Raw genomic sequence first — 22352 nt, 5'->3', positions numbered from 1 at the left:
TAACTGATCAGGAAGCCGCGACCATGCGACAAAATTTGCCAGTGACTAACCGTGAAGTCCTCGTCTTGGACGATCAGGCCATCGTGTCGAAAACGGATATGAACGGCAATATCGTGTATGTGAACCCCTACTTCAGTCAGGTCAGCGGCTTCAGCGAGGCCGAGCTGCTCGGCTCACCCCAGAACATCGTGCGCCACCCGGACATGCCGGCCGAAGCGTTCGCCGACCTGTGGACCTCGATCCAGGCCGGCACGCCGTGGACGGGCCTGGTCAAGAACCGCTGCAAGAACGGCGATTTCTACTGGGTGCGCGCCAACGTCACCCCCATCCGCGAAGCGGGCAAGACCATCGGCTACATGTCCGTGCGCGTCAAGGCGGACAAGGACCAGGTCAAGGCCGCCGAAGAAGCCTACGCGGCCATCCGCAACAAGGAAGGCGGCAACATCGTCATCAAGAACGGGCAGATCGTGCGTCCGGGCCTGGCGCACCTGCTGCACAGCCTGACGCACATGTCGCTCAACCTGCGCATCTGGGCCGCCACCTCCATCGTCAACTGCCTGCAACTGCTGGTGTGCGTCATCAGCCTGTTCGCCAGCGGCGGCCAGATCACCAATTACGCCATCTTCGGCGCCACCCTGTTCGGTTTCCTGATCAACGTTTTCCTCTGGTACACCTTGCGCATGTCCGTGCTCAAGCCGCTGGGCAAGGCCCTGAACGGCGCGCGGGCCATTGCCGCGGGCGACCTGTCGGGCAGTTTTGAAACGGAGAGCACGGATGAAGTGGGGCAACTGCTGCGCGCGCTGCAACAGATGAACAGCAACCTGATCGCCACCATCCGCGACGTGCGCATCAACGTGGAAACCATGGCCGTGGCCACCAAGCAAATCGCCGTCGGCAATATGGACTTGTCGGGCCGCACGGAATCGCAGGCGGCCAGCCTGGAAGAGACGGCCTCGAGCATCGAGGAATTCTCGTCGACGGTGAAACAGAACGCGGACAACTCGGTGCAGGCGAACGAGCTGGCCGTGGCCGCCTCGAAAGTGGCCGTGCAGGGCGGCGAGATCGTTTCCGAAGTGATCACCACCATGGACGAGATCAACACCTCGTCGAAGAAAATCGTCGACATCATCGGCTTGATCGAAGGCATCGCCTTCCAGACCAACATCCTGGCCTTGAACGCGGCCGTGGAAGCGGCCCGCGCCGGCGAGCAGGGCAGGGGCTTCGCCGTGGTGGCGGGCGAAGTGCGCAACCTGGCGCAGCGCTCGTCCGTGGCAGCCAAGGATATCAAGCAACTCATTGAAATTTCCGTCGGCAAGGTGGGCGCCGGCATGCTGCAGGTGAACCGCGCCGGCGCCACCATGGAACAGGTGGTCAGCTCCGTCAAGCAGGTGACGGCCATCATGCAGGAAATTTCCATCGCCTCGCGCGAACAGAGCATCGGCGTCGACCAGGTCAACCAGGCCATCGCCCACATGGACCAGGTGACGCAGCAGAACGCGGCCCTGGTGGAAGAAGCCGCCGCGGCCGCCACGCGCCTGGCGGAAGAAGCGGCCAGCCTGTCGCAAGCCGTGAGCCTGTTCAATTTCGGCAAGATGCCGCCACCGCGCCGCGTCGCCATGCCTGGCGGCAAGTCTGGCGCCGCAAACGCCGGCAAGCCCGCCATGAAACGCCTGGCCGCCTAAACCTTTCAAGACTTTACACACATCATGCCTACACTACTCAGCAGTGCTTCCGCCGACCTGGACGCCGTCGTCGAATTCGACCCGGTCATCATCGGCAAGATGAGCCAGTCCGGCCCGCGCTACACGTCTTACCCGACCGCCGACCGTTTCAATGCGGAATTTGGCTACGGCAACTTCCTCGAAGCGCTGGCCGCCCTGCGCATGCGCGGCGGCCGCCGTCCCCTGTCGCTGTACGTGCACGTGCCGTTCTGCGACACCCTGTGCTACTACTGCGCCTGCAACAAGATCATCACGAAAGACCGCAGCAAGGCGGCCACCTATCTCAGCTATCTGAAACAGGAAATCGCCATGCAGGGCAAGCTGTTTGCCGGCATGAACCAGATCGAGCAATTACACTTCGGCGGCGGCACGCCCACCTACCTGAGCGAAAAGCAGATGGATGAACTGATGGCGCATTTGCGCCAGCATTTCGAATTCGCTTCCGATGAAGACGGCGAATATTCGATCGAGATCGACCCGCGCACCGTGTCGCGCGAACGCGTGTTTTCGCTGCGCGCGCAAGGTTTCAACCGCATCAGCCTGGGCGTGCAGGATTTCGACGCCGACGTGCAAAAGGCCGTCAACCGCATCCAGCCGGAAGCGGAGACGGTGGCCATCATGCAGGCGGCGCGCGATGCCGGTTTCCGCTCGATCAGCATCGACCTGATCTACGGCTTGCCGAAACAGAACCTGGACACCATGACGGAAACCCTGCGCAAGGTGATCAACGCCAGCCCCGACCGCATCGCCCTGTACCACTACGCGCACATGCCGCACCTGTTCAAGCCGCAGCGCCGCATCCTCGACGCGGACATGCCCGACAGCGCCACCAAGCTGGCCATGCTGGGCCTGTGCATCGCGCGCCTGACGGCCGCCGGCTATGTGTACATCGGCATGGACCATTTCGCCAAGCCAACGGACGACCTGGCCGTAGCGCAGCGCCAGGGCCGCTTGCACCGCAACTTCCAGGGCTATTCGACGCGCGCGGAGGCGGACCTGATCGCCTGCGGCGTGTCGGCCATCAGCTCCGTGGGCGCCGTGTACAGCCAGAATGAAAAAACGCTCGACGCGTACTACGAAAAACTCGACGAAGGCGTGCTGCCGATCGCGCGCGGCATCAAGCTCGATACAGACGATTTGTTGCGCCGTATCATCATCCAGATGCTGATGTGCAATTTCGAATTGTCGATCGCCACCATCGAGCAGGCGCACCCCGTCAAATTCCGTAGCTATTTCGCCGCCGAGCTGGACAAGCTGCGCGAACTGGCGAGAGATGGCTTGCTCGTCATCGAGGAAGACTGGCTGACGGTGACGCCGAAAGGGCGCTTGCTGATCCGCAATATCTGCATGGTCTTCGACCGCTACCTGACCCTGGCGCGCGCCAACACGGCGCCGGACGCGGTGCAGCCGCTGCGCTACTCGAAAACGGTGTAATACCGCCCGATGAATGCCCTCAGCCTCGTGCCCATGTTCCTGGTCGGCCTGGCCGGCAGCGTGCACTGCATCGGCATGTGCGGCGGCATCGTCGGTGCCCTGTCGATCAGCGGCAGCACTGCGCCCGCCCGCCCCGTGATCGCCATCGCCGTGGCGCGCCCCGCATTGCAGACCAGCGTGCAATCGAACGTGCTGCGCGTGCTGGCCTACAACGGCGGGCGCATCGCCAGCTACATGCTGGCCGGCGCCCTGGCCGGCAGCCTGGCGGGTGCCGGCATGCTGCACCTGGCGTCCCTGCAAGTGGCCGGCTACTGGCTGGCCAACCTGATGCTCGTCGCCCTGGGCCTGTACCTGATGGATGCCTGGCGCGGCCTGGCGCACCTGGAAGCGGCCGGCAACGTGATCTGGCGCCGCGTGCGCCCCCTGTTGAAGCCGCTGATGCCGATGGATACGCCGTTCAAGGCGCTGGCCGTGGGCGGCCTGTGGGGCTGGGTGCCGTGCGGCATGGTCTACAGCGCCCTGCTGACGGCCATGATGCAAGGCTCGGCCCTGAACGGCGCGGCCGCCATGGCCGCCTTCGGCCTGGGCACCCTGCCCACCCTGCTGGGCATGGGCTTGCTGGGCACGCGCCTGCGCGCGCAGATGCAGCGCCGTCCCGTGCGCATCGCCAGCGGCTTGCTGGTGCTGGGCTTTGGCGTGCTGGGCCTGCTGCGCGCCGCCAATGGCGTGTCGCTGGGCTGGCTCGACGCCCTGTGCGTCACGGGCCATCCATGAAAAGACGCATGAAAACAAACCCATGAATGCTGTGTTAAAACCGTCCGCCTGCTTCCATTGCGGCTTGCCCGTCCCCGTCGGCTCCAGCTGGCTCGTCACCATCGACGACGTGCCGCGCGCCATGTGCTGCCCCGGCTGCGAAGCGGTGGCGCAAACCATCGTCGACATCGGCCAGAGCGCGTATTACCGCGACCGCGACGAATATGCCGTCAACGCGGCCGACGCCACCCTGGTGCCGCCCGAGCTGCGCCTGTACAGCAATGACGACGCGCAATTCGCGCGCGACGCCAGCAGTTGCGAGGCGACCCTGTCCGTCGAAGGCATCCGCTGCGCCGCCTGCGTCTGGCTGATCGAGCGCCAGCTGACGCGTTTGCCCGGCGTGCAGGCGGCCAGCCTGAACGTCGCCACGGAGCGCCTGTACGTGCGCTGGAGCCGCGCCGAATGCGAACCGGGCGACATCCTGCAAGCCGTGCGCCAGGTCGGCTACACGGCCTATCCCTACGATGCCGTGCGCCATGGCGAGCGCCTGCAAAAGGCCAGCAAGACCCTGGGCCGCCAGTTGTTCGTCGCCGGCCTGTCGATGATGCAGGTGATGATGTACGTGGCGCCCGCCTACCTGGCCGAGGATGGCACGCTGGATGACAATATGGCCAGCCTGATGCGCTGGGCCAGTTTGCTGCTGACCTTGCCGGCCATCTGCTATTCGGCCATGCCCTTCTTCCAGGGCGCCTGGGCCAGTTTGCGCGCGCGCACCCTGGGCATGGACGTGCCCGTGGCGCTGGGCATCCTGGCGGCCTTCTTCGGCAGCGTGGTGGCGACCTTCACGGGCCGCGGCGAGGTGTATTACGACTCGGCCACGATGTTCATCTTCCTGCTGCTGTGCAGCCGCTATTTCGAGCTGCAGGCGCGCCGCAAGGCCGCCTCGGCGCTGGAGCGCCTGCAGCACGCCTTGCCCGCCTCCGCGTCGCTGATGGCGGGCTTCCCGGACGACCGCGCCACCACCCTGGTGCCGGCCGGCAGCCTGGCCGTCGGCGACGTGATTCTGGTCAAACCGGGCGAGGCGATCGCCGCCGACAGCGTCATCATCGAAGGCACGAGCGCGCTCGATCTGTCGCTGCTGACGGGCGAGAGCGCGGCGCAACGGAGAAAAACGGGAGAACGGGTGCCGGGCGGGGCGATCAACGCCAGCGCGGCGCTCATCTTGCGCGTGCTCAAACCGGCGCGCGAAAGCACCCTGTCCGACCTGTTGAAACTGATCGAGCGGGCCGGCAGCGGCAAGCCGCAGATCGCCCAATGGGCCGACAAGGTCGCCGCCTGGTTCGTGCTGGGCCTGCTGCTGTTTGCCATCGCCGTGTTCGCCTTCTGGAGCTGGCATGACCCGTCGCAAGCGTGGCCCGTGGCCATCGCCGTGCTGGTCGTGTCCTGCCCCTGCGCGCTGTCACTGGCCACGCCGACGGCGCTGGCGGCCGCCACCGACAGCCTGCTGCGGCGCGGCGTGCTGATCGTCCAGCCGCATGTGCTGGAAACCTTGCACCGCGCCACCCACATCGTCTTCGACAAGACGGGCACCCTGACCCTGGGCCGGCCCGTGCTGCGGCAAACCGAGGGGCTCGGCAGCATGGGCGAGGACGCTTGCCTGCAGGTGGCCGCCGCGCTGGAAGCGGGCAGCGCCCATCCGCTGGCGCAGGCCATCCTGGCAGCGGCAGAAGGCTTGCCAGGACAACCGCCGCGCGCGCATGCGGAACAATTGCAAGAAGTGCAAGGCCAGGGCCTGGAGGGCATCGTCGACGGCGTGCGCTACCGCCTGGGCAATGCGGCCTTTGTCGCCGCCCTCGCCGGGCCGCCGCTGGGCGACACGGCCGTCGGCATGCAGGGCATGACGCCGCTGTACCTGGGCACGCAGGGGCGCTGGCTGACGCGCTTTTTACTCAGCGACGCGCTGCGCCCGGAAGCGGCTGACGTCGTCGCGTATTTCCACCGGCGCGGCAAGCAAGTCGTGCTGCTCAGCGGCGACCAGGAAGCGCTGACGCAAAGCGTGGCGACGGAACTGGGCATCAACACGGCGTGCGGCGAATGCCTGCCCGATGAAAAACTCGATTTCGTCCAGCAATTGCAGGCCACGGGCGCCGTGGTGGCGATGGTGGGCGACGGCATCAACGACGCTGCCGTGCTGAGCGGCGCCGACGTCTCCTTCGCCATGGGTTCCGGCGCCGCGCTGGCGCAGGCGCATGCGGACACGGTGCTGCTGTCGAGCCAACTGGTTTCCGTGCTCGACACGGCGAAAACGGCGGCGCGCAGCATGCGCATCATCCGCGAAAACCTGGGCTGGGCAACCCTGTACAATCTGACGGCCATCCCGGCCGCCGCGCTGGGTTTCCTCAACCCCTGGCTGTCCGGCGTCGGCATGGCTGCCAGCTCGGCTGTCGTCATCGCCAACGCCCTGCGCCTGCGGAAAGTCTAATGGAAGCTCTCTACCTCCTCATCCCCTTAAGCGTCGTGGTCGTCTTCATCGCCCTGTGGGTGTATTTCACGGCCTCGGACAGCGGCCAGTTCGACGACCTCGTCGGACCTGGCCTGCGCGTGCTGCAGGACGACGATACGACGGCCAAGCCGGCGCCCGGCGAACCGCCGGCCTGACTTTTTCCCACGCAATACGCTGGCGCCCGCCTGCGCCGGCAAGCGTCTTTTGACACAGGTCAAGCAGCGCTTGCAGGGATCTTGCATGGCTTTTTTGATCGAAATATCACTTTATTTCGATGCCACTTCGCTACGCTTATTTCATCCGGGGAATTTTGATCCACATCAAAGTTTTTTCCCGGTCAAACACTTACTCTCTGGCCACCATCATAAATAGTAATTCCAGGGAGAGTCTTTGTGGATCAATCGCTGAACTATAACTACAAGATCGTGAAGCAATTCGCGGTCGCTACTGTGGTATGGGGCATCATCGGCATGCTGGTTGGCGTTATCATCGCCGCTCAGCTGGCCTGGCCTGCCCTGAACCTCGACATACCATGGCTGACATACGGACGCTTGCGTCCGCTGCACACGAATGCGGTGATTTTCGCCTTCGGCATCTGCGGCCTGTTCGCTACTTCGTACTACGTTGTACAACGCACCTGCCAGGTGCGCCTGTTTTCCGACAAACTGGCCGCCTTCACGTTCTGGGGCTGGCAAGCAGTGATCCTGTGCGCCGTCGTCACCCTGCCCTTGGGCATGACACGCGGCAAGGAATACGCGGAACTGGAATGGCCTATCGCCATCCTCATCGCCGTCGTCTGGATCGCCTACGCCATCGTTTTCTTCGGCACCTTGATCAAGCGCAAGGTCAAGCACATCTACGTGGCCAACTGGTTCTTCGGCGCCTACATCCTGGCCGTGACGATCTTGCACGTGGTCAATGGCGCCGTCATGCCAGCCTCGTTCACCAAGTCGTATTCCGCGTATGCGGGCGTGCAGGACGCCATGATCCAGTGGTGGTATGGCCATAACGCGGTGGGTTTCATCCTGACCGCCGGCTACCTGGGCATGGTGTACTACTTCATCCCGAAACAGGCCGAGCGCCCCGTGTACTCGTACCGTTTGTCGATCGTCCACTTCTGGGCGCTGATCTTCACCTACATGTGGGCGGGCCCGCATCACCTGCACTACACGGCATTGCCTGACTGGACGCAATCGATCGGCATGGTCTTCTCGCTGGTCCTCCTGGCACCAAGCTGGGGCGGCATGATCAACGGCATCATGACCCTGTCGGGCGCCTGGCACAAGCTGCGCACCGACCCGATCCTGAAATTCATGATCGTCTCGCTGTCGTTCTACGGCATCGCCACCTTCGAAGGTCCGATGATGTCGATCAAGACCATCAACTCGCTGTCGCACTACACCGACTGGACCGTTGCCCACGTGCATGCGGGCGCCCTGGGCTGGGTGGGCTTCATCACCATGGGTTCGATCTACTACCTGCTGCCGCGCCTCGCGGGCCGCACGCAGATGCACAGCACGCGCCTGGTCGACGTGCACTTCTGGGTGGCCACCATCGGCATCGTGCTGTACATCGCCGCAATGTGGATCGCCGGCGTGATGCAGGGCCTGATGTGGCGCGCGGTCAATCCGGACGGCACCCTGACCTACACCTTTGTCGAGAGCGTGAAAGCGACGTATCCGTACTACGTGGTGCGCGTGGCCGGTGGCCTGCTGTACCTGTCGGGTATGTGCATCATGGGCTACAACACCTGGATGACTCTGCGCGGCAGCAAACTCCCCGTCGCCCGCATTCCGGAACTGAACGCGGCGCACGCCTGATAGGAGCGAAAGCAAATGAAATTTTCACATGCATGGATTGAAAGAAACCCCTGGCTGCTGATCGCCCTGGTCACGGTGGTGATCAGCATCGGCGGCGCCGTCGAGATCGTTCCCCTGTTCTTCCAGAAGAGCACGACGGAACCCGTCGCCGGCCTGAAACCGTACTCGCCGCTGCGCCTGGCAGGCCGCGACATTTACGTGCGCGAAGGCTGCTACAACTGCCACTCGCAGATGGTGCGTCCGCTGCGCGCGGAAACGGAACGCTATGGCCACTATTCGGTCGCCGGCGAATTCGTCTACGACCGTCCGTTCCAGTGGGGTTCCAAGCGCACGGGGCCCGACCTGGCCCGCGTGGGCGCGCGCTACAGCGACGAATGGCACCGCACGCACTTGAACAACCCGCGCGACGTGGTGCCCGAATCGAACATGCCGTCCTACCCCTGGCTGGCGAAGACCAAGCTGGTGCCTGACGACATCATGCCGAAGATGCGCGCCCTGAAACGCCTGGGCCAGCCGTACAGCGATGAAGAGATCGCCGCCGGCCCCGCGCAGCTGCAGGACAAGACGGAAGAAGACGCCCTGGTCGCCTATCTGCAAGGCCTCGGTACATTAATCAAAACAAGGAATTAGCATGGCAATCGAAAACCTGTTTGACAGCGCCAGCAGCGTCATGACGGTGGTTTCCTTTACGACGTTCGTGGGCATCCTGTGGTGGACGTTCAGCCGCAGCAACAGCGACTTCGACGCGGCGGCACGCCTGCCGTTCGCCGACGACGCGCTCGACTATCCGGCCGAGGCCGAGATGACCCTGGCGAAGGAGCATAACCATGGCTGACTTTACCAATGGCTTCTGGAATATCTACATCATCGTGCTGTCCCTGCTGGGCATCATCGGCTGCGGCGTGCTGCTGTACTCGCAGTCGAAAATCAAAGTGGTCGAGGGCGCCCCTGCTGACGGCACCACGGGCCACGTCTGGGACGAGGACTTGAAGGAACTCAATACGCCGATGCCGCGCTGGTGGATGTGGTTGTTCTACATCACCATCGTCTTCTCGCTGGCGTACCTGTTCCTGTATCCAGGCCTGGGCAACTATGCCGGCAGCCTGGGCTGGAAATCGACGGGCCAGTACGAGGAAGAGCTGAAGAAGGCGGAAGCCGACTACGGTCCCCTGTTCAACAAGTACCTGAGCCAGGACTTGAAGACGGTGGCCGCCGATCCGCAGGCGCAAGCCATCGGCCAGCGCCTGTTCCTGACCTACTGCGCGCAATGCCACGGTTCGGATGCACGCGGCAACAAGGGCTTCCCCAACCTGACGGACAAGGACTGGCTGTATGGCGGCGAACCCGACATCATCAAGACCACCATCATGCACGGCCGCAATGGGCAAATGCCACCGATGGGCGCCGCCTTGGGCTCCGAAAAGGATGTCGAGAACGTGGCCCATTATGTGCTGAGCCTGTCCGGCTCGACCTCGGATCCCGTCAAGTCCGTGCTGGGCAAGGCCAAGTTCGGCGCCTGCATGGCCTGTCATGGCGCCGATGCCAAGGGTAACCAGATGCTCGGCGCGCCAAACCTGACAGACAAGACCTGGCTGTACGGCGGCAGCGCCGACACCATCATGGAAACCGTACGCAAGGGACGCAGCAACACCATGCCGGCCTTCAGCGATTTCCTCGGCGAATCCAAGGTACACGTGCTGTCGGCGTATGTCTGGAGCCTGTCGAATCCGCAGGCACCCGCAAAGTAAAAATGGAACCTCAAGTCATCAAGATGTATGCGGCCCGCGAGCAAATCTACCCTCGCGAGGCCAAAGGACGCTACGCTACCTGGCGATGGGTATGCGTATGGCTTACCCAGCTCGCGTTCTACGGCTTGCCGTGGTTGACCTGGAATGGCAGGCAAGCCCTGCTGTTCGATTTGACCACGCGCAAGTTCTACATTTTCGGCGTCGTGCTGTGGCCCCAGGATTTCATCTATCTGGCGGCCCTGCTGATCATCTGTGCGTATTTGTTGTTCCTCGTCACGGCCATTGCCGGGCGGGTGTGGTGCGGGTTCTCTTGCCCGCAAACGGTATACACGGAAATTTTCCTGTGGGTCGAACGCCGCATCGAGGGCACGCGCAGCGCGCGCATGGCCCTCGACAAGCAGGGCCCCTCCGTGCGCAAGGCGTTCAAGAAGACGGCCAAGCACCTGGTATGGGGCGCCATCGCCCTGTGGACGGGCTTTACCTTTGTCGGCTACTTCACGCCGATCAAGGAATTGGCACAGTCGGTGACCACGCTCAATTTCGGTCCCTGGGAATGGTTCTGGGTCTTGTTCTACAGCCTGGCAACCTACGGCAACGCGGGCTGGCTGCGCGAGCAGGTGTGCAAATACATGTGCCCCTACGCGCGCTTCCAGAGCGCCATGTTCGACCAGGACACCCTGATCATCACCTACGATGCCAAGCGCGGCGAACCACGTGGCGCCATGAGCAAGAAGGCCGGCAACAACGACAAGCTGGGCGATTGCATCGACTGTACCCTGTGCGTGCAGGTGTGTCCGACCGGCATCGATATCCGTAACGGCCTGCAGTATGAATGCATCGGTTGCGCCGCTTGCGTCGATGCCTGCAACAGCGTGATGGACAAGGTCGACCGGCCACGGGGACTGGTACGCTACAGTACCGACCATGCGATGGAAAACAACTTCAATTCGAAGCAGATACGCCAGCGCGCCATGCGCCCGCGCGTCTTGATCTACACTTCCATCCTGGCCCTGATCATCATCGCCGTGTGTACTTCGCTGGCCCTGCGCACGCCCCTGAAAATGGACGTGATCCGCGACCGCGGTTCGATGGGACGCGAAGTGGAAGACGGCATGATCGAAAACGTCTACCGCCTGCAGATCATGAACACATCGGAGCAAAGCCAGCATTTCAAAATCAGCGCTTCCGGCTTGCCGGGCCTGACCTTGCTGACGCGCGAAGAAGTGACCTTGCAGCCGACGGAAACGCTGGGTTGGCCCATCCGCCTGCGCGTGCCGCACGGCGTGGGAGAGAAGGGCTCGAACAAGATTGCGATCGAATTGCAATCGCTGGACGACCCATCGCTGCATGTGCGTGAAAGCGCGGTATTCATCGTGCCACGTTAACAAGGAAAGGCGGACGGGGACCGGGTGCCCTCGCCGCCGCCACGAAGTTGCAGGAAGGCCGGTCCCCATGCGGGGACTGGCTGATTAAACAGGAGAAATATCATGTCCGACAGTCTGAAACTGCAAGCACCCGTTGCACCGTGGTACAAGCACCGCTGGCCATGGCTGCTGATGATCGGCCCCGGCCTGTCCGTGGTCGTCGGCAGCTTCATGGGCTATATCGCGTTTACGCAGCCCGATGCGCTGGTGGTGGGCGATTATTACAAGCAGGGCAAGGCGATCAACCAGGATTTGAAGCGCGACACGATCGCCAGCGACCTGGCGATGGATACGCGCCTGTCGTATGACGTGGCGCAAGCGCGCCTGACCGGTTCCGTGCACAGCTTCGGCAAGGCCTATCAGGCGCCTTTGCAGCTGCACCTGGCGCATGCGACCCTGCCGGAAAAGGATATCAAGGTGCTGGTGCAGCCCGACGCGGCCGGCAATTTTTCCGTGGCGCTGCCGATGCTCGAGCGCAGCCGCTGGCAAGTGCTGGTGGAAAACGACAAACGCGAGTGGCGCCTGTCCGGCATCTGGACCTGGCCCCTGCAGCGCAGCATCGCGCTGCATGCGGATGAAGAGCTATAACGTACAGCGCCGGGAAAACCGTAGCGAGCGGCAGTGATTTGTGGTTGAGAAGCGCAGCTGTGCTATAGCACAGCGAGCATCGCAGGCCGCAAAGCGCGACGTGCAGCAGGTTTTGACGGTGCTGTTACTTGCAGGTGTCCGTGCCGGCCGTAATCGCCTTCAATTTCGCCGGCTGCAGGATTTCAATTTCCCGGTTGGAGACGCGCAGCCAGCCTTCCTTCTTGAACTTCGACAGCAGGCGGCTGACGCTCTCGATGGTCAGGCCCAGGTAGTTGCCGATTTCCTCGCGCGACATGCGCAGCTGGAAATTGCTGCCCGAATAGCCGCGCGCTTCATAGCGCGACGCCAGGTTGACGATGAAGGCGGCAAAGCGCTGCGTCGCCTGCATATTGCCCAGCAACAGCATGACGCTTTGCTCGCGCGTGATTTCCTGGCTCATCATGCGGTGGAAATGGCGCAGCAGGGTCGGCATATTGCCCAGCAATTGTTCCAGGCTGGAAAACGGGATTTCACACACTTCGCTGTCTTCCAGCGCCACCGCATTACAGTGGTGGCGGTCGGCGCTGATGGCGTCCATGCCCAGCAGTTCGCCCGCCATCTGGAAGCCCGTCACCTGCTCTTCGCCGCCCGGATTGATCTGGTACGTCTTGAAATGCCCCAGGCGGATCGCATACAGGTTCTGGAACGAGTCGCCGATGCGGAACAGCGAGGCGCCGCGCACAATCTTGCGGCGGCGGCCGATGATCTGATCCAGCCTGTCCATGTCGCCCACATCGAGGCCCATCGGCAGGCACAATTGATGCATGCTGCAGGTCGAGCATCGCGCACGCAACGCCTCCACGTTCACGGTGGGCAAGGTTGGAGTGAGTAGCGCTTCAGTCATGTCGGTACCTTTTAGAAAATGCAACAACAAGTTTACTGCATACAGCCGCATACAGGGTTGCCGTATGCCAATTTCACCGTAAATTCGGCGAATAAACGACGTCCAGCCTTTAATTATATGGCAACATCGTCAAAAGCCCGTATGGGGCGGGCAATTTGCGCGGTGGCGCTTGCCAAGCTGGGGTATTGATAGGAAAATTCCTGACAGCATTATCTGCCGCCTGTGCCGCCCGGTACTGAAAAGGAAATCATGAAGCCTCTCGGCATTAAAGCAAAAGTCGCGCTGGCCACCAGCCTGACCTCGATCGCCATGATCGCGCTGGTCACCATGATCCAGGTGCAGCACATGCGCGACGACTTCACCCGAGTCCTGCTGAGCCAGCAATCGTCCCTGATCACCCGCACCGCCGCCGAGCTCGACGACAAGCTGGGCATGCTGCTGCAGATCGTCACCCTGACGGCCAGGCAGCAACCGCCGGAATTGATCGCCCGGCCCGCCCAATTGCGCGAATACTATTCGCGCCGCTCGATGCTGGTGCTGTTCGATGACGTGCTGGTGCTCGACGCGCATGGCGCCGTCGTGGCCGACATGCCGGAAGTAGCGGGGCGCGCCGGCATCAACGTCGCCGAGCGCGAGTATTTCCAGACCGTCCTGCGCACGCGCCAGCCCATGATCACCGAACCGATGCTGGGCAAGTCGAGCGGCATGCCCATCGTGCAGATGGTGGCGCCCGTGCTGGCCGCCGATGGCCAGGTGGCCGGCGTGGTGATCGGCGTGCTGCGCCTGTACAAGGACAACCTGCTGGGCCGCCTGCGCTCGGAAAAGATCGGCAAGAACGGCTATTACTTCATCCTCACGCGCGGCGCCGTGCCGCGCTACGTGCTGCACCCCGATACCAGCCGCTTGCTGCAACCGCGCAAGCCGAACGCCAACCTGACGACGACCCAGCTGCTGAAGGAAGATGGCGAAGGCAGCATGGTCAGCACCAACAGCCGCGGCATCACGGCCGTCAACAGCTTCAAGCGCCTGAAATCCGTGAACTGGCTGCTGGCCGCCTCGCTCCCCGTCGAAGATGCCTTCGAACCGTTCGATGGCGTGCTGTACCGATTGGTGCTGTGGAGCATCCTCGCCTCGCTGCTGGCCGCCTTTGTGCTGGGCTGGGTCACCGTGCGCCTGCTGTCGCCGCTGGTGCGCCTGCGCGACACCCTGCAAGCCCTGCGCACCAGCGGCAGCCGCTTCACGCCCGTGCCGGTGCAGCAGCGCGACGAAATCGGCGAACTGACAGAAGCGTTCAACGGCCTGATGAGCGAACGCGACCGCCTGCAGCAGGAACTCGAATCGCGCGCGGCGGAGCTGGAACAGGAACGCGACCGGGCCGAGGCGGCCAACCGCGCGAAGAGCGATTTCGTGGCCAACATGAGCCATGAAATCCGCACGCCCCTCAATGCCGTGCTGGGCATGGTGTATTTGCTGGGCAATACCAGGCTCGACACAGAACAACGCAAGTATCTGACCATGGTCAGAGTGGCGGGCCAGTCGCTGCTGGGCATCCTCAACGACGTGCTCGACTATTCGAAGATCGAGGCGCGGCGCATGGAATTGTCACCCGTCGAATTCGACCTCGACGAAGTCATGAATACCCTGGCCACGACGATGACGATGAATGCGGGCGAAAAGGAGCTGGAACTGGCCATCGCCGTCGAGCCCGACGTGCCGCGGCGCCTCGTGGGCGACGCCCAGCGCCTGCAGCAAATCCTCGTCAACCTGGCCGGCAACGCCATCAAGTTCACGGAGAGCGGCGAAGTGGTGGTGGCCGTCAGCCTGGCCGAGAACGAAAACGGCCGCGCCTGGCTGCGCTTCGAAGTGCGCGACACGGGCATCGGCATGACGGAACTGCAGCAACAGCAGCTGTTTGCCGCGTTTTCCCAGGGCGACCAGAGCATCACGCGGCGCTTCGGCGGCACGGGCCTGGGCCTGGCCATCAGCAAGCAGCTGATCCACATGATGGGCGGCGACATCGCCGTCGCCAGCAGCGAAGGCAAGGGCAGCCGCTTCTGGTTCAGCGTGCCCTTCGAGATGCTGGCGCAGCCGGCCGAAACGCGGCGCACGCCAGCGCTGGGCCAGCTGCGCCTGCTGGTGGCCGACGACAACCGCACCACGCGCGAACTGATCGTCAAGCTGATCGAGGCGTGGGGCTGGCTGGCCGACGAAGTGGACTCCGGTTTTGCCGCCATCGAACTGTACCGCGAACGCCTGGCGCAGCAGCAACCGTACGACGTGGTGCTGGCCGACTGGCACATGCCCGTCATGGATGGCCTGGCCACGGCCAAGGCCATCCGCCAGGCGGCCAGCGGCCAGCGCCAGCCCATCGTCGTGATGGTCAACGCGTTTGCCCGCAACCACCTGGAAGAAATCTCCAGCGCGGCCGAGGCCGACGTCGTGCTGATGAAGCCAATCACGGGCTCGAGCCTGTTCGACGCCCTGCACCAGGCGCTGATCGCCAAGGACGACGGCGGCGAGCAGCGCATGCTGCACCAGCCGCTGGGCACGGAACTGGCCGGCGTGCATTTCCTGCTGGTGGAAGACAACCACCTGAACCAGGCCGTGGCGCGCGGCATCCTTGAACACATGGGCGCCACCCTGGACGTGGTGGGCGACGGCTTGCAAGCCGTGGAACGGCTGCGCACGGAAGCGCTGCGCTACGACATCGTGCTGATGGACATGCAGATGCCCATCATGGACGGCTTCAGCGCCACCCACATCATCCGCACGGAACTGCGCTTGCACCTGCCCGTTATCGCCATGACGGCCGGCGTGCTGGCGTCCGAGCGCGAGCGCTGCATGACGGCCGGCATCAGCGATTTCATCGCCAAGCCCGTGGTGGTGGAAGAAATGATGGAAGTCATCCTGCGCCACCTGCCCAAGCGCCCGCAAGTGCAGACGGCCGAGCCGGCACGCGTCGCCGATGAGGAAGTGTTTTCCATGGCGCCGCTGATGCGCGTGATGGGACGCGATGCGAAGGGGCGCGGCGTGCTGCGGCGCATGGTGGAAGACGCGCTGAACAAGGGCATGACGCCCGTGCGCGAGGCCGAAACGGCGTTGCAGGCGGGCCGCCACAGCGACGTGGCGCGCATCCTGCACAGCGTGCGCGGCTCCGTCGGCACCCTAGGCACGAAACGCCTGATCCGCGCCGCGTTCGCCACCGAGGAAGCCATCGATGCGGGCCGCCTGGACGAGGTGCCGGCGCTGCTGGCGCACACGGCGCAGGAACTGGAACAGGCGCTGGCGGCGGCGGCGGATTGGTTGTCGCGCCTGCAGGATTAAATCAGGCGGGCACGCCCAGAATCACGCTGGACGCCTTGAAGATGGCCGTCACGTTGCTGCCAAGCTCGATGCCCAGGTCGGTGCTGCTCTGGTTGGTGATGATGGCGGCAATCGTGCCGCCGCGCGGCAAGTCCAGCACCACTTCCGTGTTGACGGCGCCCGTCTGCACGCGCGTCACGACCCCGGCCAGCTGGTTACGCGCGGAAAAACGCGCGCCCTGACTGTCCGTCACGAGGATGATGGACGACGCCTTGATCAGCGCGAACGCTTCCGCGCCCGGCACTAGGCCCAGGCTGGCGCTGCTGCCCTGCGTGACGATGGCCACGATGTGCTGGCCACCGGGCAATTCCAGGGTGACTTCATCGTTGACGGCACCCTGTTTCAGTTCGGTCACCTTGCCCAGGAATTGATTGCGTGCCGTGGTTTTCATGGCCATTCTCCGTATGAGTAAAAGATCGTCGGCGATGCCTTCCGCCTGGCTGCCCAGCTGGCGCAGATAGCGGGCATGCTCGCGCTCGATGATACGGAAATTGTCGACCAGCTGGCGTCCCCGTGGCGTCAGCCGCGTGCCGCCGCCGCCCTTGCCGCCCGTCAGGCGCTCGACCAGCGGTTCGCCAGCCAGGTTGTTCATCGCGTCGATGGCGTCCCAGGCCGCCTTGTAGCTCATCTTCACAAGCTTGGCCGCCTGCGTGATGGAGCCGCATTCGGCGATGGCGCCCAGCAATTCCACCCGGCCGGCGCCGCCCAGGTTTTCTCCGCCCACCGTCATCCATACCGAGCCTTGCAGGCCGATTTCCGCTGCCGCTGATTTATCCAATGCGTTCACCCAATGCCTTATTTTCTTCCATGCTGTCAATTTGTCCGTCACGCAAGTAAAGCACATGTTCACCCAGAATGCGCGCATCTTCCGGATCATGTGTGATCAGGATCATGGGCACGTCCAGGCGCTGCTGCCACTGGCTCAACTCCAGGCGCATTTTGACACGCAGGGCCGGATCGAGGGCGGCAAACGGCTCGTCGAGCAGCAGCGCGGCCGGTTCGGCCACGAGTGCCCTCGCCAGCGCCACCCTTTGGCGCTGGCCACCGGACAACTCGTCGGGAAACTGGTGCGCCAGTTCCTGCAGGTGGAAGGCGTCGAGCCAATGCTCGACCTTCTGCAATTTTTCGCGCGCGCGCGGATTGAACCAGCCGCGGCGCAGGCCAAAGCCCACGTTCTGGCGCACCGTCAGGTGCGGGAACAGCGCGTAATCCTGGAACAGATAGGCGACATTGCGCTGCTGCGGCGGCAAATTGATGCCGGCGGCGGAATCGAACAGGGTGCGCCCGTTCAGGCGGATATGGCCCGCCTCAGGCGTGAAGAGGCCGGCAATGGCTTTCAGGGTCATGCTCTTGCCGGCGCCGGACGGGCCATACATGGCGATGCGCTGGCTGCTGGAGGTGCATTGCACCTGCAGGTCGAAGCGGCGTTTGCCGGAGCGCAAGGTGGCGCGGAGGTCGAGGTCGAGTTGCATAGGCGTCATCATCTGCGTCATTTGTGCGCGATGCGTCCGGGCGCCAGGCGGCCCGCCGACAGCAGCACCACGATGCAGACCAGGGAGATAATCAGCACCAGCGTATTGGCCACCTCATCCTGGCCCGCCTGCACGGCTTCAAACACGGCCACCGACAGGGTCTGCGTCTTGCCGGGGATGCTGCCGGCCACCATCAGGGTGGCACCGAACTCGCCCAGCGCGCGCACGAAGCCCAGCAGCACGCCGGCGAGGATGCCGCGCCAGGCCAGCGGCAAGGTCACGCGGAAAAAGATCGCCATTTCCGAGATGCCCAGCACGCGGGCCGCCTGCTCCAGCTGGCCGTCGACCGCTTCGAAGGCGGCGCGCGCGGGCTTGAAGACGAGGGGAAAGGCGACCACCGTGGAGGCGATCACGGCGCCCTGCCACGTAAAGATGAGGTTGATGCCGAAGTTATCCTGCAGCCAGATGCCCATCGTGCCGCGCCGGCCCAGCAGCACCAGCAGGTAATAGCCGAGCACGGTGGGCGGCATCACCATCGGCAGGGTCATGAGGGCGTCGAGCAGCTCGCGCCCGGGAAAACGCGTGCGCGCCAGCACATAGCCCGTACCGATGCCGAGCAGCAAATTGAGCGCCGTGGCCCACGCCGCCACCTTGAGCGACAGGGCCAGCGCGGTCCAGGCGATATCCATGCGCGTCCGTTTACCTTATGGCTTCTTGAAACCGTACTTGGCGAGGATGGCTTGCGCCGGCGCCGTCTGCAGGTAGCTGACGAAGCGCTTCGCTTCAGCCTGGTTGGCGCTGTCCTTGATGGTGGCGATCGGGTACAGCACGGGCGCGTCCAGTGGCACGTCCAGCACCACGTTCACCTTGTCTTTCATGATGGCCGCGTCGGTGGCGTAGACAAAGCCCGCATCGACTTCGCCGCGCGCCACGTAGTCGAGCGACTGGCGCACGTTCTGCGTGCCGATGGCCTTGGGCTGCACGGCATCCCACAGCTTCGCCTTCTTCAGCGCGCCTTCGGAGTAACGGCCGACGGGCACGCTGGCCGGATTGGCGATGGCCACGCGGGTCACGCTCTTGTGCGTCAGGTCGCTCAAGTTCTTGATACCCAGCTTGCTGTCATGCGGCACGATCAGCACCAGGCTGTTGCCGACGAAATCCATGCGGTCGGCCGGCAATACCAGGCCCTGCTTTTGCGCCGCATCCATGGTTTCCTGGTCGGCCGAGGCAAACACGTCCACGGGCGCGCCCTTGACGATCTGTTGCAGCAGCACGCCCGAGGCGGCGAAGTTCAGGGACACCTTGCTGCCCGGATACTGCGCCTCGTAGCCCTGCGCCGCATCCTTGAACGCGTTCGTCAGGCTGGCCGCGGCCGACACCACCACTTCGCCGGCAAGGGCGGAGGTGGCGGCGGTGGCCAGCAGGGCGGTGCCAAGCAGGCGGGCGAGGGAGGTGAGGCGCATGATCGTATCCTTGTAAAGTGAACGGTGAACAAGGAGCGTAATATACACTTATATATAGCGTTCTGCCATTGCATGGGTCAAGGCAACGCCAATGACATTGACAGACAGGAATGGGCGGACTATTTTTAACAAGAGACAACTATCCACTACTTTCCAGGGTTAAACGATGGGATACGCAGCGCTACTGCTTGGCCCCCTGATGCTCCTGGCGGTCATCCTTCTGGCATTGCTCATCGAGAGGCGGCATCCCCTGCAGCAACAGCCTTCGGGGGCGTCGCGCTTCAATCTTGCGTATATGCTCATCTATGCCGCCAGCGGCGCCATGCTGGCCCCGCTCACGGCCATCGTCACGGTACAGCTTGTCAATGCGGCCGGCGGCGGGCTCATCAATCTAGCCTCTTCAGGCTGGATGCTGGCGCCGGCCTTCCTCGCGTATGCCCTGACCATGGATTTTCTGGAATACGTCTTTCATCGCGTGCAACACCGCGTACCCGCCATGTGGGCCATGCATTCCTTCCATCACAGCGATACGGCCATGAATGCCAGCACAACGACGCGGCACTATTGGGCCGAAGCGGGCATCAAGGCACTCAGTATCTATCTGCTGGCGGGGATCTTATTCAAGACCAATATAGTGATTCTGGGAATGTACGGAATACTGAGCTTGTATCATGTTTTCCCGCACATGAATGTCCGGGTCGGCTTTGGCCGTTACTGGATGTTGTGCAATTCTCCGCAGTACCATCGCGTTCATCACTCGGTGCAAGCCGAGCATTTCAACTGCAATTTCGCGGGGCTGTTCCCCGTCTTCGACTGGCTGTTCGGCACCCACCATATTCCCCGCGCGGGAGAATATCCCCCGACGGGGCTGGACACGGGCAAGGCGCCGGGCACCTTGCTTGACGCGCTGACGTGGCCAGTGCGCAGCAAGACCCCGTCCATCCCCTAGACGCGCACCGCCGCCGCCTCGTCGCGCCGCGCATACTTTTGCGCGATCACGGCGCAAATCATCAGCTGAATCTGATGGAACAGCATCAGCGGCAAGATCACCATGCCCAGCGAACGCGTGGAAAACAGCACCTTGGCCATGGGCACGCCACTGGCCAGGCTTTTCTTCGAGGCGCAAAAGACGATGGCGATTTCATCTTCCTTGTTGAAACCCAGGCGGCGGCTGACAAAGGTCGAAATACCCAGCACCAGTGCCAGCAGCAGCAGGCTGATCAGGCCCAGGGCCACCAGCGTTTCCACCGAAATCGTATGCCACAGGCCTTCGCTGACGGCTTCGCTGAAGGCCGTATAGACCACCAGCAAGATCGAACCCTGGTCGACGTACTTCAGGGTGGCCTTGTGGCGGTCGACCCAGCGGCCGATCCAGCGGCGCAGGAACTGGCCGGCCAGGAAGGGCAGCAGCAACTGCAGGACGATGGACAGCACGGCGTCCACCGAGGACTTGCTTTCCGCGCCCTTGGCCACCAGCAAGCCCACCAGGATGGGGGCGAGGAAAATGCCGATGAAGTTCGAGGCCGAAGCGCTGCAGATGGCGGCCGGCACGTTGCCGCGCGCCATGGCGGTCATGGCAATGGAGGACTGCACGGTGGACGGCAAGGCGCACAGGAACAAGATACCCATGTACAGGTCAGGTGTGAGGAAGGTCAGCGCCAGCGGGCGCAATGCCAGGCCCAGCAGAGGAAACAGGACAAAGGTGCTGGCCAGCACCAGCAAGTGCAGGCGCCAGTGCATGGCGCCTGCCACCACGGCTTCGCGCGACAGCTTGGCGCCGTGCAGGAAGAACAGGGCGCCGATGGCGACGGTGGTGATATTGCCGAAGACCACGGCCGTCTGGCCCGTGCAGGGCAGGAAAGTGGCCAGCGCCACGGTGACGAGCAGGGCGATGGTGAAGTTATCGGGTTTCAGATTGCGCAACAGGGCAGCGGGAGAAAAAGAAGACATGCGGTAGCCTGGTAACGGCGCAGCCTTGCAACAGAATGCTGTGCCGGGGATGACAAACAGCGCCGGGAGCGGCGCCAGTGCTGGCTATTCTACCGGTGAATTCGTTTCCTCATCGCTAAAACTCATACGGCGAGAATGACAGAGGATTTGCTATCCACATTATTCGCGCATCCAGTGATTCATCTAAAAAGAAACAAAATTTCCATAATTAAAATATTTTCATAGATAAATAAACAATGTCAATTTACACTTATTTGTTCCAAAAATTACAACTACATCTAGGGTCAATATGTATAAGTTATCTGTTGTTTTAGCATCACTGGTGTTGACTGGCTGCGCATCCGTCGCGGGGGAAAAATTTCAGCCGGTATCTATCCAGACCATTCATGAAAGCAAGGAAGTGTCAGGTATTGGCTGCAATCTCAGCAACGATGCAGGAAACTGGTTCGTTGTCAGCCCTGGCAGCGTTATGGTGCATAAGAGCACTGGCGACATGATCGTCGACTGCAAGAAGGGCAATCTGTCTGGAAGTTCGACTCTGGTGTCAAAGTCGAATGGTGCCGTATGGGGCAATATTCTACTGGGCGGAGGCATCGGCTACATTGTCGACCGGAACACAGGGGCGGGATTTGATTATCCCAATACGACAACAATCCAGATGCGGGACATCGCCACAGCCCCAGTGGCAGTACCGCCCCCGCAAGCAGCTGTTGAAACCGTCAAGACCAACTGAAATAGACAAAAAAATGCCCTGTCCGCAGACAGGGCAACCCGGAGTAAAGTACAGCGCGAGGGCTTAGCCGGCGGCTTTGACTTTCAGCTCGTTCTTGATTTCTTTCACGCCGCTCACGGAAGCGACGATCTGCACGACGCGGTCACCCGCTTCGGCGCTCGGCACGTCGCCCGACAGGACGACCACACCTTGCTGGGTTGCTACCTTGACGGGCAGGGCAGCGGCTTGCGCATCGGCGCTCAGGGCGGCCTTGGCCGAGGAAGTGATGGTTTCATCAGGGACGGCTGCGGCAGCGTTGGCGGCCACGACGGTGTCAGCAGGAGCTTGTGCTTTTGGTGCGGAGTCAGCGGCATGCGAAGCGGTGATCGAGGCGCCCGACAGTACGATAGCGGCAACCAGGGTATTGAACAGTTTCGATGTTTGCATGGTAGTTCCTCTCAATGAAGTTAAAAGCTTCTTACTTGGATAAAGCAACACTTTGAAGCGTCACATCTACC

General features: G+C 62.8%; 21 protein-coding genes. 14 read left to right on the top strand and 7 right to left on the bottom strand.

All coding sequences use genetic code 11. From position 1 onward, the window contains the following. The first annotated feature begins 23 nt into the window (after nt 1-23). The 11 genes from OX459_RS18100 to OX459_RS18050 all read left to right on the top strand — a co-directional run bounded on the left by OX459_RS18100 (nt 24) and on the right by OX459_RS18050 (nt 11991). Nucleotides 24-1682, top strand: a complete 1659-nt coding sequence (locus OX459_RS18100) for a PAS domain-containing methyl-accepting chemotaxis protein (RefSeq protein ID WP_289899735.1) — start codon at nt 24-26, stop codon at nt 1680-1682. 24 nt (nt 1683-1706) lie between these two features. Then, the gene (gene hemN / locus OX459_RS18095; RefSeq protein WP_099666007.1) at nt 1707-3155 is read left to right on the top strand and encodes an oxygen-independent coproporphyrinogen III oxidase; all 1449 of its coding nucleotides are present in this window, start codon (nt 1707-1709) and stop codon (nt 3153-3155) included. A 9-nt stretch (nt 3156-3164) separates the two neighbouring features. Beyond that, the gene (locus OX459_RS18090; protein WP_289906055.1) at nt 3165-3929 is read left to right on the top strand and encodes a sulfite exporter TauE/SafE family protein; all 765 of its coding nucleotides are present in this window, start codon (nt 3165-3167) and stop codon (nt 3927-3929) included. A 22-nt stretch (nt 3930-3951) separates the two neighbouring features. Further along, the gene (locus tag OX459_RS18085; protein ID WP_289906054.1) at nt 3952-6390 is read left to right on the top strand and encodes a heavy metal translocating P-type ATPase; all 2439 of its coding nucleotides are present in this window, start codon (nt 3952-3954) and stop codon (nt 6388-6390) included. After that, entirely contained in the window at nt 6390-6566 is a 177-nt protein-coding gene (gene ccoS / locus OX459_RS18080; RefSeq protein WP_289906053.1) for a cbb3-type cytochrome oxidase assembly protein CcoS, read from the top strand. The genes OX459_RS18085 and ccoS overlap by 1 nt, the downstream gene beginning before the upstream one ends. Before the next feature lie 237 nt (nt 6567-6803). Then, nucleotides 6804-8231 (top strand): cytochrome-c oxidase, cbb3-type subunit I, encoded by a 1428-nt coding sequence (ccoN, locus tag OX459_RS18075; protein WP_034782722.1) that lies wholly within the window; start codon nt 6804-6806, stop codon nt 8229-8231. Between the two features lie 15 nt (nt 8232-8246). After that, nucleotides 8247-8861 carry a cytochrome-c oxidase, cbb3-type subunit II gene (gene ccoO, locus OX459_RS18070; RefSeq protein ID WP_070278467.1) on the top strand — a complete coding sequence of 205 codons (615 nt, stop codon included), beginning with the start codon at nt 8247-8249 and terminating at the stop codon, nt 8859-8861. A 1-nt stretch (nt 8862) separates the two neighbouring features. After that, entirely contained in the window at nt 8863-9066 is a 204-nt protein-coding gene (locus OX459_RS18065; protein WP_034782719.1) for a cbb3-type cytochrome c oxidase subunit 3, read from the top strand. Beyond that, a complete protein-coding gene (gene ccoP, locus OX459_RS18060; protein WP_070278469.1) occupies nt 9059-9979 on the top strand; it encodes a cytochrome-c oxidase, cbb3-type subunit III in 921 nt (306 codons plus the stop codon). Before OX459_RS18065 ends, ccoP begins: the two co-directional genes overlap by 8 nt. 2 nt (nt 9980-9981) lie before the next feature. After that, nucleotides 9982-11364 carry a cytochrome c oxidase accessory protein CcoG gene (gene ccoG / locus OX459_RS18055; RefSeq protein ID WP_099666002.1) on the top strand — a complete coding sequence of 461 codons (1383 nt, stop codon included), beginning with the start codon at nt 9982-9984 and terminating at the stop codon, nt 11362-11364. Nucleotides 11365-11466: 102 nt separating this feature from the next. Next, complete coding sequence (locus OX459_RS18050) at nt 11467-11991, top strand: FixH family protein (protein ID WP_251349655.1); 525 nt, start codon at nt 11467-11469, stop codon at nt 11989-11991. A gap of 124 nt (nt 11992-12115) precedes the next feature. On the opposite strand, the gene fnr is transcribed toward OX459_RS18050, so the two are convergent. Next, nucleotides 12116-12874 carry a fumarate/nitrate reduction transcriptional regulator Fnr gene (fnr, locus tag OX459_RS18045; RefSeq protein WP_092609777.1) on the bottom strand — a complete coding sequence of 253 codons (759 nt, stop codon included), beginning with the start codon at nt 12872-12874 and terminating at the stop codon, nt 12116-12118. A 249-nt stretch (nt 12875-13123) separates the two neighbouring features. Here fnr and OX459_RS18040 point away from each other — a divergent pair, with 249 nt between their 5' ends. Then, entirely contained in the window at nt 13124-16198 is a 3075-nt protein-coding gene (locus tag OX459_RS18040) for a response regulator (RefSeq protein ID WP_289906052.1), read from the top strand. A gap of 1 nt (nt 16199) precedes the next feature. Here the strand turns inward: OX459_RS18040 and OX459_RS18035 are convergent, their stop codons facing one another. The 4 genes from OX459_RS18035 to modA are packed head-to-tail and all read right to left on the bottom strand — an operon-like array spanning nt 16200 to nt 19172. Further along, the gene (locus OX459_RS18035) at nt 16200-16967 is read right to left on the bottom strand and encodes a TOBE domain-containing protein (RefSeq protein ID WP_099665999.1); all 768 of its coding nucleotides are present in this window, start codon (nt 16965-16967) and stop codon (nt 16200-16202) included. A 40-nt stretch (nt 16968-17007) separates the two neighbouring features. Further along, nucleotides 17008-17709, bottom strand: coding sequence for an ATP-binding cassette domain-containing protein (locus OX459_RS18030; RefSeq protein WP_289906104.1), 702 nt, complete (start codon nt 17707-17709; stop codon nt 17008-17010). Between the two features lie 17 nt (nt 17710-17726). After that, complete coding sequence (gene modB / locus OX459_RS18025; RefSeq protein WP_099665998.1) at nt 17727-18398, bottom strand: molybdate ABC transporter permease subunit; 672 nt, start codon at nt 18396-18398, stop codon at nt 17727-17729. Nucleotides 18399-18413: 15 nt separating this feature from the next. Next, on the bottom strand, nt 18414-19172 hold the full coding sequence (gene modA / locus OX459_RS18020) for a molybdate ABC transporter substrate-binding protein (protein ID WP_289906051.1): 759 nt from the start codon (nt 19170-19172) through the stop codon (nt 18414-18416). A 199-nt stretch (nt 19173-19371) separates the two neighbouring features. On the opposite strand from modA, the gene OX459_RS18015 reads away from it, so the two are divergent. Beyond that, entirely contained in the window at nt 19372-20121 is a 750-nt protein-coding gene (locus OX459_RS18015) for a sterol desaturase family protein (RefSeq protein WP_289906050.1), read from the top strand. On the opposite strand, the gene OX459_RS18010 is transcribed toward OX459_RS18015, so the two are convergent. After that, complete coding sequence (locus OX459_RS18010) at nt 20118-21122, bottom strand: bile acid:sodium symporter family protein (RefSeq protein ID WP_077398321.1); 1005 nt, start codon at nt 21120-21122, stop codon at nt 20118-20120. The genes OX459_RS18015 and OX459_RS18010 overlap by 4 nt on opposite strands. 289 nt (nt 21123-21411) lie before the next feature. On the opposite strand from OX459_RS18010, the gene OX459_RS18005 reads away from it, so the two are divergent. Next, entirely contained in the window at nt 21412-21855 is a 444-nt protein-coding gene (locus OX459_RS18005; RefSeq protein WP_289906048.1) for a hypothetical protein, read from the top strand. Between the two features lie 63 nt (nt 21856-21918). Here OX459_RS18005 and OX459_RS18000 read toward each other — a convergent pair whose 3' ends face one another. After that, entirely contained in the window at nt 21919-22281 is a 363-nt protein-coding gene (locus OX459_RS18000; protein WP_034752546.1) for a BON domain-containing protein, read from the bottom strand. Between the last annotated feature and the right edge of the window lie 71 nt (nt 22282-22352).

This window comes from Janthinobacterium sp. SUN026, from assembly GCF_030397625.1.
Taxonomy (GTDB): domain Bacteria; phylum Pseudomonadota; class Gammaproteobacteria; order Burkholderiales; family Burkholderiaceae_D; genus Janthinobacterium; species Janthinobacterium kumbetense.
Note: the sequence above shows the minus strand (reverse complement) of the source record. Positions and strands in the feature narration are given on the sequence as shown.